Here is a 12,757-nt window from a genome sequence, read left to right on the forward strand (position 1 = left end):
CATATGATTATTCTACTTCCGTTTTTGCTGGCTGCGCTTATGCTGCTGCTGAAGCGAAATAAACGCTTTCACCTGGGCTGGATCGCTCTGCCCCTTCCCGCGGCTCTCTTCATTTATTTCCTGACGAGAATTCCAGCCATCCGGGCTGGAGATCCTATTGTAAACAATATCACCTGGATGCCGTCCTTTGGGGTGAATATATCTCTGGTGCTGGATGGACTCAGCTTGCTCTTTGTCCTGCTGATCACCGGAATGGGTGCCCTGGTTGTGCTCTATTCCATTTATTATCTTGATAAGCTGATGGAGGGAATCCGCCAGTTTTATATGTACCTGCTCATGTTTATGGGAGCAATGCTGGGCGTTGTCCTGTCAGATAATCTGATGGTGCTGTACGGATTCTGGGAATTGACGAGTGTTTCTTCGTTCCTGCTTATTGCCTTCTGGCACCGCCGGGAAAGATCCTCTTATGGGGCAATGAAGTCCATGCTGATTACTGTGTTTGGCGGTCTGGCGATGCTTGCCGGATTTAATCTGCTCTATGTAATGACCGGCACTTATAGTATCCGCGAGATTGTTGCACAGGCAGGAGCCTTGACAGAAAGTGCCATGTTTATCCCGTCCATGCTGCTTATTCTCCTGGGTGCCTTTACGAAATCCGCCCAGTTTCCATTTCATATCTGGCTGCCTGATGCCATGGAAGCGCCGACTCCGGTCAGTGCGTATCTTCACTCGGCTACCATGGTTAAGGCGGGGATCTATCTGGTAGCACGGCTCACCCCTCTATATGCCGGACAATCCGAGTGGTTCTGGCTCGTTTCTGTCACAGGGCTAGTAACTCTAATCTATGGGTCGTTCAAAGCCATCCGGCAAACGGATCTCAAGGCCTTACTGGCGTACTCCACGATCAGCCAACTCGGCTTGATCATGTCTTTGCTGGGACTCGGGTCGGCGGCAGCCTTCTTTACCGGCACGGGGGATGCAGTGTTTTATACGATGGCTACTACTGCAGCGCTCTTTCATCTCATTAATCATGCTGTATTTAAAGGCAGTCTGTTTATGGTTGTGGGCATTATTGACCACGAGACGGGTACCCGCGATCTGCGCAAGCTTGGAGGGCTCATGTCTCTCATGCCGGTCACCTTCTCTGTCGCATTGATCGGGGCGTTCTCCATGGCTGGATTGCCGCCATTCAGCGGATTCCTAAGTAAAGAAATGTTCTTCACCTCTGTGCTCAATATCCGGGAGTTTGACATCCTGAGCTCAGGATACTGGATGCAGCTCTTTCCGGTAATTGCCTGGATTGCCAGTGTGTTTACCTTTGTATATAGCATGATCTTTGTCTTCAAGACCTTCCGCGGCAAGCTGAGGGAAGACAAACTGGATAAAGTTCCGCATGAAGCTCCACTGGGTCTCTTGCTGTCACCGGTGATTCTAATTTCACTTGCTGTAGTGTTTGCTTTCTTCCCTGACCTGGTCTCTGCTACGCTGATTGAACCGGCAATGTCTTCCATCCATACGGGATTACTCGCACCGGAAGAAGCCTTTGAGGTATCTATTCATTTCTGGCATGGCTGGACACCGGAAATCTTCATGACCCTCGGCGTTATAGCAGCAGGTACGCTGTTATTTAGAATCTATACCCGGCTGCGGGTACTGGACCGCGAAGCAAGCGGACGCAATACGCTGAACCGTATCTATGACTTCTCGCTAAGACTGCTCGAGAATGGTTCAAGACGTTTGACCGATGCTTATATGACAGGTTCCAATCGCCATTACCTGCTCTATATATTCAGCTTTTTCATCATTTCTTTACTCACAGTTCTGCTGCGGCAGCCAGGCATAAGCTTCGGCATGGAGCAGTATGCCTCATTGTCTTTTTATGAAACGGCTGTTGTAGCAGCAATGCTGCTGGCTGCCTTTGCGGTTCCATTTGCCAAGTCACGTGTCAACGCGATTCTATTCACCGGTGGTGTAGGGTATATGGTGACGCTGCTTTTCGTTCTTTTCCGGGCACCGGATCTTGCACTCACCCAAATGATTATAGAGACCGTATCGGTCATTCTGTTCCTTCTTTGTTTCCGGTATTTACCGAAGCTGAAGAAGCAGAGGGAGCCGCTGCGCTTTAAGCTGCCTAATCTGATCATTGCGCTTGGAGCCGGTATTACAATGACGTTGATCGCTCTGGCGGCTATGGGTACCAGTCCTTTTGAACCTATCTCCGAGTTTTTCCTGAAAGAAAGCTACAACCTGGCTGGCGGCAAGAATGTTGTCAACGTCATCCTGGTAGATTTCCGCGGGTTTGATACCTTGTTTGAAATCATGGTGCTTGGCATCGCCTCACTGGCCATTTATGGTCTGATTCATTTGAGAATGGAGGAGGAGTTGCCGCCGCTCCAGCCCGCCAAGAAGGGGACGTTACCGCTGCGCAGCAATGACGTGATTCTGCAGACGATGTCTAAGGGGATTGTCCTCATTATTCTGATATTCTCCCTGTATTTGTTCTTTGCCGGACATAATCATCCGGGGGGAGGCTTTATCGGGGCATTGATGACTTCTGCTGCGCTGATCCTCATTACAATCGCATTTGGAATGGATCAGGTACGCAAGGTACTCCCTGTGAATTACCGGCTGCTTACAGCTTCCGGACTCCTGCTGGCGATTCTAACAGCGTCAGGCTCATTCCTGTTTGATGCTCCTTTTCTAAGTCATGCTTTCGGCCATTTTCATCTGCCTGTGCTTGGTGATACGGAGCTGGCGACTGCCGTCCTGTTTGACCTTGGCGTATACCTGGCCGTAGTCGGTGTGACGATGAACATCATTTTATCGATCGGAGGGGAAAAGAAATGGAACTCCTAATGGCGGTGGCGGTCGGCATTCTCTTCACGATCGGTGTATACCTGATTCTGTCCAAAAGCCTGCTGCGCATTGTGCTGGGAACCTCCCTGCTGACGCATGGTGTCCATCTGCTGCTGCTCACAATGGCCGGGCTCAAAAAGGGTGCGGCCCCTGTGCTGGGCAAAGCGGATACTTATGTTGATCCGCTGCCGCAGGCATTGATTCTAACCTCCATAGTAATCAGCTTTGGGGTTACCGCCTTCTACTTCGTACTCGCGTACCGGTCTTACCAGACGCTGGGTACTGACGAAATGGACAGCATTAAGGAGGACAACGAATGAGCAATCTATTGGTACTCCCGATTCTCATTCCGCTGACTACGGCTGTCATCCTGATTTTTCTCAAAGAGAAGATCCGGCTTCAGCGCGTGATTAGTGCGCTCAGCGGTCTGCTGAACATTCTGGTTGCAGTGCTGCTGGTTTCACGTGTCCACTCTGAGGGCATACAGACCTTGCAGATGGGGGGCTGGGCTCCTCCGTACGGCATTGTATTTGTAGGTGATATGTTTGCTGTGTTGCTGGTAATGATGGCTTCGATCGTCAGTTTTGCGATTCTGTTGTATTCTTTCGGCAGCATCGGAGAGAAGCGGGAGAGGTTCTATTATTATACGTTCTTTCAGTTTTTGCTGGTCGGGGTATACGGCTCGTTTCTTACCGGGGATATTTTCAACCTGTTTGTCTTCTTTGAGGTTATGCTGATTTCTTCTTATGCGCTTATCTCACTCGGAGGGACCAAACTTCAGCTAAGAGAAACGTCGAAATATCTGCTCATTAATATCGTATCCTCGACACTGTTTGTAGCAGCGGTAGCTTATCTCTATGCAGCAGTAGGAACACTCAACATGGCACACCTGTCCCAGCGTATCGCTGAAGCGGGACAAGGCGGTGTGCTTAATGTGATTGCTGTTTTGTTCTTGATTGTATTTTCCCTAAAGGCAGGGCTGTTCCTGTTCTTCTGGCTTCCAGGGTCATACAGTGCGCCTCCGCCGGCTGTCAGAGCATTATTCGGTGCTCTACTGACCAAAGTTGGACTCTATGCAATCATCCGCACCTTCACGCTACTGTTTGTTAACGATCCCGGCTTCACCCATGCCTGGATTGCCTGGATGGCTGCTGCTACCATGATCCTCGGTAGCCTGGGGGCAGTCGCGTATAAGGATATCCCGCGGATTCTGAATTATAACGTCATTATCAGCGTTGGGTTTGTAGCCTTTGGACTTGCTGTTGGGACAGCAGATTCATTGAATGGGGCGGTCTTCTATCTGCTGCACGATATGCTGGCCAAGGGACTCATGTTTATTCTGGGCGGGATAATTATATCCGCAGCTGGAACTGACCGGCTAGGCAGTATGGGCGGGATGATTAAAAAGTATCCGTTCATCGGCTGGATGTTCTTTACTCTTGCGCTTGCCCTGACAGGTATTCCGCCGCTGAGCGGGTTTGCCGGCAAAATCCTGATCATCCGCGGAGCTCTGGCTGAGGGAATGCTGACGTTGTCCTTAATTGGACTAGGATCGAGCTTACTGGTGCTGTATTCCCTGATGAAGGTGTTCAGGCTGGCATTCTGGGGAAATGAACCTGTGAAAGAGCTGCCTAAAGTGAGCTTGAAGGCTGCATCGGCTGTTGCAGCCGGACTCCTGCTGCTTGTGATTGCAATGGGGGTTGGTGCCGAGTCCGTGTATACTTATGTATCGCAGGCTGGAGAGGTATTGGCTTCACCTGCGCTATACATTGAAGCCATAATGAAGGAGTAGAGAAGATGGCCCTACAATTCCTGTTAAATCTGTTGATTGCCTTTCTGTGGATGGCGATAAATAACAATGGCTCTGGTTCAAGCTTCATCGTAGGCTATGTGCTCGGTATTATATTATTGCTGATTTTGACGAAATCCCTGGCCCGGACCCGGCCATTCTATCTCATACGTATATGGGCTATACTGAAGCTTCTGCTGATCTTTGCCCGTGAACTTACGGTCTCGAATTTCGTGGTCATCGGCCATATCATCCGTCCGAAGCTGGCTATACGTCCCGGCATCTTTGCTTATGAGACTGCCTTGACCTCGGCTTGGGAGGTTACGCTGTTATCGTGCCTGATCTGTCTGACACCGGGAACCCTGACCCTTGATGTTTCGAAGGATGGCAAGACGCTGTACATTCATGCTATTGATATTAAAGATGCAGAGCTGTTGGTCACGCAGATTAGAGGCACTTTCGAACAGGCAATTATGGAGGTGACCCGGTAATGATCCAAGTTATACTAACTGTGGCCATGATCATTCTGGCGCTGGCGATGCTGGCATGCCTGTTCCGTCTCCTGAAAGGGCCAACCCGTTCAGACAGGGTTACCGCACTCGATACGATAGGCATTCATATACTCGCTATGATCACCGTTTTCTGTATGCTGCTGGATACCCAGGATTTTCTAGAAGTCATTCTGGTTATCGGTATTCTTACGTTTATTGGAACAACGGCACTGGCCAGATATATTGAACGGGGAGCCGTTATAGAAGATGGAGGGAACCCGAATGACAGGTGAACTGATTAGCTCCATTATTGTGGTAATTGGTGCAGTCTTCTGCGGTTTAAGTGCCTTCGGCTTAGTCCGGCTGCCTGATGTGTACCTGCGTTCACATGCGGCTACCAAAAGTGCAACCTTCGGGGTACTGTGCTTGCTGACAGGAGGCTTCCTGTACTTTTGGTTTAAAGACGGAACGGTTAATGTCAAGCTGCTGCTGGCGATTGTTTTTGTATTCATCACTTCACCGGTGGCAGGCCATTTAAATGGCCGGGCAGCCTACCGTTCCGGAGTCCCCTTGTGGAAGGGGAGCATACAGGATGATCTGAAGGTCCTGGGGGAAGAAAGTCAGGAAACGTCTGCAAAATAATACTTAATCGCTGAATTCCTTATAGGAAGCGGGGGAACCAGGTTATATGGGGTGAATCTCGGATAAACGAGTAGGGCTACTTTCAGGGCCCGAATCCGGCAGCTAACCCCGCAAGCGTTCATGAGAGGATGCATTGGTTATGCCGCATATTGAAGTGAATGGAACGTCGCTGTATTACGAGATGTCGGGCAGCGGTCTGCCCATTGTTTTTATTCATGATTATTCGACCTCCCATCATCTGTTTGACCCGCAAGCGGATTATTTCAGCAAGCGTGCGAAAGTGGTCGTATTCGATTTAAGAGGGAACGGACAATCGGGGAAAATGGATGTGGAGATTAGCCGGATCGTAGACACACAATGTGAAGATTTGAAGCTGTTGTTGGACGCTTTGGCTGTAGAGAGGGCTGTTATCGTAGCTTGTTCCAGTGGTGCTGTGCTCGCCCAGAAATTCGCCTATCTGTACCCTGAGCGGGTGATTAATATGGTATTGGTGGACAGCTATTTCCAGGGAGAATACACAGCTAGAGGCGGGAAAGTGAAAGGAATCTTCGAGGTCTGCGCATGGGCCGCCCATTATCTTCCTGCCGAAATGTTTATCCGTTCTTTACGCATCACCTACAATAAATGGCTCTCAGCTTATCATATTCTCAGGAAAGAGCTTGTGCATGAACGGACCACTGAATTAATTATGCAGCGGCTGGCACTTAGACAAACGGACAGCTACGGATTCGCGTTACGGCTGCAGGTTCCTGTTCTTGTTGTATCCGGGAATCAGAATGAATGGGCATTGGAGCAGGTGAAAAGAACAGCCGGCAAGTATCCGTCTGCCCGCCTAGCGATCCTTGAAGATGCCATGTATCCGAGTCACTTGTGTCAACCCCAGCTCTTCAACCGTATATTGCTGGATTATCTTAGGGAACAGCATAGTTTTCAGCGGGCGGCGGCCGGCAAGTAGGAGGGAGATAGATGATTATTGCCAGCTGATTTGCTAATAATAGAATAGATGTGGATACTGATTCGCTGAAGAAATCTTTCCTCTAAAAAACAATATATGGGGTGTTATATGAATCAGTTTGATGATGTATTTATTCAGATATTAATTCTGCTTGCCATATCCATGGGAGTCATTGCAGTTGCCAAAAAAATGAATCAGCCCTATTCCATCGCGCTTGTAGTGGTGGGGCTGCTGCTGGGGTTTGTGCATATTCCTATTTTGGTGGAAGCAGAGGCTTTCATCACCCAGTCGCATGTCTTTCAGGCGATCATCATCTCATTATTCTTACCGATTCTCTTGGGGGATGCCACCTTAAAGCTTCCTTTCTCCCATCTTCGGGAGCAACATAAGCCGGTGCTGGCTTTGGCTTTTGGAGGAACCTTGTTGTCATTTCTCATCATCGGCTTGGCTGTGTATTGGGGGCTGGGCCTTCCGCTTATTGTTTCCTTCACCTTTGCTGCGCTGATGAGTGCGACAGACCCCATTAGTGTGATTTCGATTTTTAAATCTTTGGGTGTCCCGAAGAATATTGTTACTATTATAGAAGGAGAATCTCTTTTTAATGATGGGATTGCTGTAGTGCTGTTTCAAATCTCTTCGGTGTACCTGCTGTCTTATATGGAAATGGGCTGGGTAGGGGTTGGCAGCGGAATTCTGCTGTTCCTAAAATTTTCTTTAGGCGGTATCCTTATCGGAGCGATAATGGGATATTTGTTCTCGCAATTAATTCGTCTTTATGATGATTTCCCATTGGAGATCGGATTCTCCATGCTGCTGTTTTTTGGAAGCTATTTTATCGCGGAGCACTTTCATGTATCCGGAGTTATTGCTGTCGCGGTAAGCGGGCTGATCTTTGGAAATTACGGTTCGCGGATAGGTATGTCAGAGACCACGAAGGTAAATATCAATTCATTTTGGGATGTCATCACCCTGGTGGCTAACTCATTGATCTTCCTGATGATTGGACTTGAGATTAGAAATATTGATTTTACCGATAAATGGCTGCTTATTGTCGCTTCGATTCTTATCGTACTGGCAGGACGGACCATTGCGTTGTATGCCAGTCTCAGGTTTCTGAAGAATTTTCCGGCCTCCTGGAAGATTGTTTTGAATTGGGGCGGATTAAAGGGAAGTCTCTCCATTGCACTCGCATTGAGTCTGCCGGCATCATTTGAAGGCAGGGAGAATATCCTGGTCTTAACCTTCAGTATTGTCTTGTTCTCCCTGCTGGTTCAAGGGTTGACCATCAAGCCGCTGGTAAAGAAACTGGATTTGACCCAGGATAATGTAATGGAGAAGTGAAAAATGCTCATATCTATTATGTTTCTGCCATTGGCGTGATCGATAAGTTGGTTATTAAACACCGGGAGAACGGTACAATTAAAGCAGTTTCTCCATAATCATCACGTCAATAAACTCTCCATTCAGAATCCCCTGCTTCTCAAATACACCAACCTGCCGATAACCCGTTTTCTTGTATAGCCCTTGACCGCTTTGGTTGAACGGAAAAGTAAAGAGAACAATTTTATAAAAGCTGTTTTCCTTGGCTATCTTGTGTAAGGACTCTAAGAGAAAACTACCCACACCCTGCCCACGAAAGCTGCGGTCAATGTAAACGGAGAGGTCAGCGACTCCATGATAGGCACAGCGGTGCGAATAAGGATTTAGGGAGGCCCAGCCAATGACTTCACCCTCTAGTTCAGCGACCACAACACTAAAGCGGCCTTGGTGATCGTTGAACCATGCCTTCATATAGGAGGAGTCTTTCGTCTCCGTTTCGAGCGTAGCGATCCGGTCCTCGATCCCCTGGTTGTAGATACGAAGGATGCTTTCCGTATCCTTTGAAGTGGCCTGACGAACAGTTAATGTAGTGATCATATGAACAGCCTCCAAATGCTTACTTTCTCGCTTTAATTACAGCAGATACAATGAATTGGTCAACGTTCGCACCGGGAACCCAATCTTTGATGAATGCTCTGGATTCATCTTTGGGCTCAATGCTAATCTCAGAGAAGCCGCTTTCCCGAAGCATCTGCTCTACATCAGCGATGGAAGAGGCTCCGGAGATACAACCAGAATATAGTTCGCCCAGGTCATTTTTGATCTCAGGGGGAAGCTCAGCTGTAGTTACAATATCAGAGATCGCCAGACGCCCGCCAGGCTGAAGGGCACGATAGGCCTCACGGAATACTTGCTGTTTGTCTGGTGAGAGGTTAATCACGCAGTTAGAGATAATCACGTTTATTGAATTGTCAGCGACGGGGAGATGTTCAATTTCGCCCAATCTGAATTCCGTGTTGTTGAATTTTCCTTTAATGGCATTATCTCTTGCACGGCTGATCATTTCAGGTGTCATATCCACACCGATAACATGGCCTTGCTCACCTACCTGCCGGGAAGCGAGGAAACAATCGAATCCACCACCGCTCCCAAGGTCCAGAACATGTTCACCCGCCTGCAGTTCAGCAATAGCCTGAGGGTTACCGCATCCAAGGCCTAAATTTGCGCCTTCAGGAGCTGCAGACAGATCCTCGCTGGAATAACCCAGCTTAGCGGATATGGCATCAAAATCAGATGGGGAGTCACAGCAGCTGCTGTCAGCAGGTCCGCAGCAGGAAGAGGCAGCTTCGACCTTTTTTACAGCGATTGTCTGATAGCGCGCCCGTACATTCTGGCGGATCTGGTCATTAGTAAGTTTGTTCATGATTAAACACTCCTTGTATAGTGGAATAACTTGCAAATTGCAAATATAAGACTAGAGAAATCACCCTTTTACAGGTGCGCAGCAATTGCTGGATTTCCCCATGGCTTCATTGAAAAGCTTAATGGATCGTAGTAATGTTTCTACTTCAAATTCGCTCATGTGTGAGAAGGCTTCATTCAGGTATTCATTCATTTGTTGATCAATCGTTGTAGCCACCATTTTCCCTTCGGGAGTAAGCGACAGGTTATAGACTCTTCGATCCGCAGGGTCAGGTGTCTTCTTAACTAAATTCATTTTCACCAAAGACTGGACTTGTCTGCTAAAGGTAGTAATATCTGTCCCGAGTGTTTCGGCGACCTGTTGCATGGAGGGATTGTGGCTTCGATCAATTTCATACAATAGATGGCTTTGGGTCGCAGAGAGATCACATCCGCCTACGCTGCAGCAATCCTTATTGAGTAGTCCCAAACGCCTGCTCATGATTTGGAGTAATTCTCGTGGAGTTTCCATTGTTTTCACCTCATGTATTAGTTATAACTCAGATACTTGCAAATTGCAAGTTAAATATCATCTGATTGGAAGTTTTACATTACGGAAACAAAAAGAATGACTTGAATATAAACATTCAATTATATAATGAACTATAAATAGAAAGGGGCCTGAGAAAATGGAACAACCCATTCGTCTGTATTTCCTCTGTATCCAGAATCGTTGCCGCAGTCAAATTGCCGAGGCTTTTGCCAGACATTATGGCGGTGAGCATGTGATCGCTGAAAGTGCAGGACTTGAATCCGGAGAGATTCATCCCTATACGGTCAAAGTCATGAAAGAAGTAGGGATTGATATTTCAGGCAACAGCTCCAAAACGATTGATATGACAACATTTATGCAATCGAAAGTCATTATTAAATTATGTGAACAAGTTAATGAAAAATGCCCGATTGTTCCTTTTGCCATCAAGAATGTACAATGGGATATTACGGATCCATTAACCCATGAGGGCCGTCTGGAAGATGTGAGGGCTGCACGTGACCACATCCAGCTGCGGGTGCTTCAGTTACTAAAGGAAATGAATGTCCCTGTTAACGAATAAGGCTTTCTTGCCAAACTACTTTCGCCTTTCTTGATTTTAAACGAAATGAACTTTAATATATGATTATATATTTATGTATCATTTGGTTTGTACTCTGGAGAGGACAGTGCATATGTACAACATGGAAATGGCTGAGAAGCTGAAATTATTGGGTGACAAAACCAGGCTTACGATACTTGGATTGCTTAAAGATAAAGAATGGTGTGTATGTGATTTAGTCGAAATCTTAAATATGTCTCAACCTGGTGTGAGCCAGCACTTGAGGAAATTAAAGGCACAGGGGCTAGTGAAGGAGACGAAACGAGCTCAATGGGTATACTATTCCTTGAATATTGAAGAGGGTTCCTTTATTCAACCCGTTCTAAGTGCATTGCCTGACACCCAAACGCTACTGTCCTTGTTAAAAGGGGAGTACACGGAATGTGCTTGTGATTAAGGATTGAACAGAAGGGAATCATATTCTCACTTGATTATATAAGCGTATAGTTATATAATGATGTGGTGAAAGGGGGGCTGAAGATGAGTTTTGATCTGGATGAGCTGGATGAAGTATCACAGACGTTGAAGCTACTGGGGGATAAAACTAGGCTGACGATGATGAAGCTTCTGGAGAAGCAGGAGTGCTGTGTATGCGAGCTTGTTGATATTTTCAAGACTAGTCAGCCATCTGTGAGCCAGCACTTGCGGAAGCTCAAGGATGCGGGGCTGGTCAAGGAGAACCGGAAAGGCCAGTGGATTTTTTACTCGGTGAATCCAAACAGCATCCAGCATGAATTAATTCAGAATCTGATTGCCTTCGTTCCTTCACAAGATCATGAATTAGAAGAGCTCGATAAGAAAGGCTTAAGAATTTCATGTGACTAAATGGAGGTTAGCGGATTGGTTTCTGTATTCTTAGCGGGTTTCATTTTCATTGTTACCTTAGTATTTGTCATTTGGCAGCCTAAAAACTTGTCCATTGGCTGGTCTGCCTGCGGCGGAGCGGTACTCGCTTTACTTGCCGGAGTAGTCAGCTTTAGTGATGTTAAGGACGTTACCTTGATTGTATGGAATGCCACATTGGCCTTTGTTGCGATCATTCTGATCTCGCTCATCCTCGATAAAATCGGATTCTTCGAATGGGCTGCCCTACATATGGCCAGAGCTGCCCGGGGGAATGGAACCCGGATGTTCATCTATGTCACCATTCTTGGTGCGATTGTAGCCGCGTTCTTTGCCAACGACGGAGCGGCGCTCATTCTGACTCCAATTGTGCTGGCTATGGTCCGTGCGCTGAATTTTGATGAGAAGAAGGTCTTTCCGTTTATCATTGCCAGCGGGTTCATTGCGGATACTACGTCTTTGCCGCTGGTTGTAAGTAATCTGGTGAACATCGTATCGGCGGACTTTTTCGGGATTACCTTTATGGAATACGCTGGACGGATGCTGATGCCTACTCTGTTTTCCTTGGGGGCAAGTATTCTGGTTCTGTACTTCTTTTTCCGTAAAAGCATCCCTAAGAAATTCGACAGCTCCCAGCTGAAAAATCCGCAGGAAGCGATCAAAGATAAGAAGATGTTCAAACTGTCCTGGTGGGTATTAGCGGTTCTGCTGGTAGGATACTTTGTGAGTGAGTTCCTTAACATTCCGGTGTCTGTGGTAGCCGGGGTTATCGCAATTTTCTTCCTTCTCATGGCAAGAAGAAGCCCGAATGTTCCCACGATGGAAGTCGTGAAGGGTGCGCCCTGGGCGATTGTATTCTTTTCCATCGGGATGTATGTCGTCGTATATGGCCTGCGCAATGCGGGGCTGACGGACGTCCTTGCCGATGTCATCCAGGCTGTGGCCGATCAGGGGCTGTTCGCCGCAACGATGGGGATGGGCTTTATTGCTGCAATCATCTCTTCCATAATGAATAACATGCCTACGGTGATGATTGATGCGCTGGCCATTGATGCTACGCATACCTCGGGACTGATTAAGGAAGCCTTGATATATGCGAATGTCATCGGCTCTGACTTGGGACCGAAGATTACACCGATTGGTTCACTGGCTACCTTGCTGTGGCTGCATGTGCTTTCGACCAAAGGGGTGAAGATATCCTGGGGAACGTATTTCAAAACAGGTATTATCCTGACGATCCCTACACTGTTTATCACACTGCTTGGCCTCTATATAACGTTAAATCTATTTTAAAATCAAAGGAGAT

At 47.4% G+C, this 12,757-nt stretch carries 15 protein-coding genes and 1 riboswitch; of the genes, 12 read left to right on the forward strand and 3 right to left on the reverse strand.

What is annotated here, in order from left to right; translation table 11 throughout:
- Positions 1-3: 3 nt before the first annotated feature.
- From MKX70_RS14890 to MKX70_RS14925, 8 genes are all read left to right on the forward strand, one after another.
- The gene (locus MKX70_RS14890; protein WP_042243101.1) at positions 4-2,856 is read left to right on the forward strand and encodes a Na+/H+ antiporter subunit A; all 2,853 of its coding nucleotides are present in this window, start codon (positions 4-6) and stop codon (positions 2,854-2,856) included.
- Positions 2,844-3,176: a Na(+)/H(+) antiporter subunit C gene (locus tag MKX70_RS14895; protein ID WP_042238359.1), complete on the forward strand. Its 333-nt coding sequence runs from the start codon at positions 2,844-2,846 to the stop codon at positions 3,174-3,176. The genes MKX70_RS14890 and MKX70_RS14895 overlap by 13 nt, the downstream gene beginning before the upstream one ends.
- Positions 3,173-4,648 (forward strand): Na+/H+ antiporter subunit D, encoded by a 1,476-nt coding sequence (locus MKX70_RS14900; protein ID WP_042238356.1) that lies wholly within the window; start codon positions 3,173-3,175, stop codon positions 4,646-4,648. Before MKX70_RS14895 ends, MKX70_RS14900 begins: the two co-directional genes overlap by 4 nt.
- A gap of 5 nt (positions 4,649-4,653) precedes the next feature.
- Positions 4,654-5,136 carry a Na+/H+ antiporter subunit E gene (locus MKX70_RS14905; protein WP_042238352.1) on the forward strand — a complete coding sequence of 161 codons (483 nt, stop codon included), beginning with the start codon at positions 4,654-4,656 and terminating at the stop codon, positions 5,134-5,136.
- Positions 5,136-5,429 (forward strand): Na(+)/H(+) antiporter subunit F1, encoded by a 294-nt coding sequence (locus MKX70_RS14910; protein ID WP_042238350.1) that lies wholly within the window; start codon positions 5,136-5,138, stop codon positions 5,427-5,429. The genes MKX70_RS14905 and MKX70_RS14910 overlap by 1 nt, the downstream gene beginning before the upstream one ends.
- Entirely contained in the window at positions 5,419-5,778 is a 360-nt protein-coding gene (mnhG, locus tag MKX70_RS14915) for a monovalent cation/H(+) antiporter subunit G (RefSeq protein ID WP_081956623.1), read from the forward strand. Before MKX70_RS14910 ends, mnhG begins: the two co-directional genes overlap by 11 nt.
- Positions 5,777-5,910: riboswitch (cyclic di-AMP (ydaO/yuaA leader) on the forward strand. It overlaps the preceding gene by 2 nt.
- A gap of 7 nt (positions 5,911-5,917) precedes the next feature.
- A complete protein-coding gene (locus tag MKX70_RS14920) occupies positions 5,918-6,733 on the forward strand; it encodes an alpha/beta fold hydrolase (protein ID WP_052416650.1) in 816 nt (271 codons plus the stop codon).
- Between the two features lie 108 nt (positions 6,734-6,841).
- Positions 6,842-8,074, forward strand: coding sequence for a cation:proton antiporter (locus MKX70_RS14925; RefSeq protein WP_042238345.1), 1,233 nt, complete (start codon positions 6,842-6,844; stop codon positions 8,072-8,074).
- A 78-nt stretch (positions 8,075-8,152) separates the two neighbouring features.
- Here the strand turns inward: MKX70_RS14925 and MKX70_RS14930 are convergent, their stop codons facing one another.
- Genes MKX70_RS14930 through MKX70_RS14940 form a run of 3 tightly spaced genes read right to left on the reverse strand, consistent with a single transcriptional unit; the run spans position 8,153 to position 9,986 of the window.
- Positions 8,153-8,647 carry an arsinothricin resistance N-acetyltransferase ArsN1 family A gene (locus MKX70_RS14930; protein WP_340790165.1) on the reverse strand — a complete coding sequence of 165 codons (495 nt, stop codon included), beginning with the start codon at positions 8,645-8,647 and terminating at the stop codon, positions 8,153-8,155.
- Between the two features lie 22 nt (positions 8,648-8,669).
- Positions 8,670-9,476: an arsenite methyltransferase gene (locus tag MKX70_RS14935; RefSeq protein ID WP_340783890.1), complete on the reverse strand. Its 807-nt coding sequence runs from the start codon at positions 9,474-9,476 to the stop codon at positions 8,670-8,672.
- A 60-nt stretch (positions 9,477-9,536) separates the two neighbouring features.
- Positions 9,537-9,986 carry a MarR family winged helix-turn-helix transcriptional regulator gene (locus tag MKX70_RS14940; protein WP_042238337.1) on the reverse strand — a complete coding sequence of 150 codons (450 nt, stop codon included), beginning with the start codon at positions 9,984-9,986 and terminating at the stop codon, positions 9,537-9,539.
- A gap of 157 nt (positions 9,987-10,143) precedes the next feature.
- Between MKX70_RS14940 and MKX70_RS14945 the strand changes: the two genes are divergently transcribed.
- From MKX70_RS14945 to MKX70_RS14960, 4 genes are all read left to right on the forward strand, one after another.
- On the forward strand, positions 10,144-10,569 hold the full coding sequence (locus MKX70_RS14945; protein ID WP_042238335.1) for an arsenate reductase ArsC: 426 nt from the start codon (positions 10,144-10,146) through the stop codon (positions 10,567-10,569).
- 112 nt (positions 10,570-10,681) lie between these two features.
- On the forward strand, positions 10,682-11,005 hold the full coding sequence (locus MKX70_RS14950; protein ID WP_445323666.1) for an ArsR/SmtB family transcription factor: 324 nt from the start codon (positions 10,682-10,684) through the stop codon (positions 11,003-11,005).
- 83 nt (positions 11,006-11,088) lie between these two features.
- The gene (locus tag MKX70_RS14955; protein ID WP_042238330.1) at positions 11,089-11,433 is read left to right on the forward strand and encodes an ArsR/SmtB family transcription factor; all 345 of its coding nucleotides are present in this window, start codon (positions 11,089-11,091) and stop codon (positions 11,431-11,433) included.
- Entirely contained in the window at positions 11,434-12,744 is a 1,311-nt protein-coding gene (locus MKX70_RS14960) for an arsenical efflux pump membrane protein ArsB (RefSeq protein ID WP_042238328.1), read from the forward strand.
- The last annotated feature ends 13 nt before the right edge of the window (positions 12,745-12,757 follow it).

Source organism: Paenibacillus sp. FSL R7-0312 (genome assembly GCF_038004445.1).
Lineage (GTDB): Bacteria > Bacillota > Bacilli > Paenibacillales > Paenibacillaceae > Paenibacillus_AQ.

Coding starts and splice junctions, on each gene's coding strand:
- MKX70_RS14890 (WP_042243101.1), top strand. CDS start 4: ATGATTATTCTACTTCCGTTTTTGCTGGCTGCGCTTATGCTGCTGCTG.
- MKX70_RS14895 (WP_042238359.1), top strand. CDS start 2,844: ATGGAACTCCTAATGGCGGTGGCGGTCGGCATTCTCTTCACGATCGGT.
- MKX70_RS14900 (WP_042238356.1), top strand. CDS start 3,173: ATGAGCAATCTATTGGTACTCCCGATTCTCATTCCGCTGACTACGGCT.
- MKX70_RS14905 (WP_042238352.1), top strand. CDS start 4,654: ATGGCCCTACAATTCCTGTTAAATCTGTTGATTGCCTTTCTGTGGATG.
- MKX70_RS14910 (WP_042238350.1), top strand. CDS start 5,136: ATGATCCAAGTTATACTAACTGTGGCCATGATCATTCTGGCGCTGGCG.
- mnhG (WP_081956623.1), top strand. CDS start 5,419: ATGACAGGTGAACTGATTAGCTCCATTATTGTGGTAATTGGTGCAGTC.
- MKX70_RS14920 (WP_052416650.1), top strand. CDS start 5,918: ATGCCGCATATTGAAGTGAATGGAACGTCGCTGTATTACGAGATGTCG.
- MKX70_RS14925 (WP_042238345.1), top strand. CDS start 6,842: ATGAATCAGTTTGATGATGTATTTATTCAGATATTAATTCTGCTTGCC.
- MKX70_RS14935 (WP_340783890.1), bottom strand. CDS start 9,476: ATGAACAAACTTACTAATGACCAGATCCGCCAGAATGTACGGGCGCGC.
- MKX70_RS14940 (WP_042238337.1), bottom strand. CDS start 9,986: ATGGAAACTCCACGAGAATTACTCCAAATCATGAGCAGGCGTTTGGGA.
- MKX70_RS14945 (WP_042238335.1), top strand. CDS start 10,144: ATGGAACAACCCATTCGTCTGTATTTCCTCTGTATCCAGAATCGTTGC.
- MKX70_RS14950 (WP_445323666.1), top strand. CDS start 10,682: ATGTACAACATGGAAATGGCTGAGAAGCTGAAATTATTGGGTGACAAA.
- MKX70_RS14955 (WP_042238330.1), top strand. CDS start 11,089: ATGAGTTTTGATCTGGATGAGCTGGATGAAGTATCACAGACGTTGAAG.
- MKX70_RS14960 (WP_042238328.1), top strand. CDS start 11,434: ATGGAGGTTAGCGGATTGGTTTCTGTATTCTTAGCGGGTTTCATTTTC.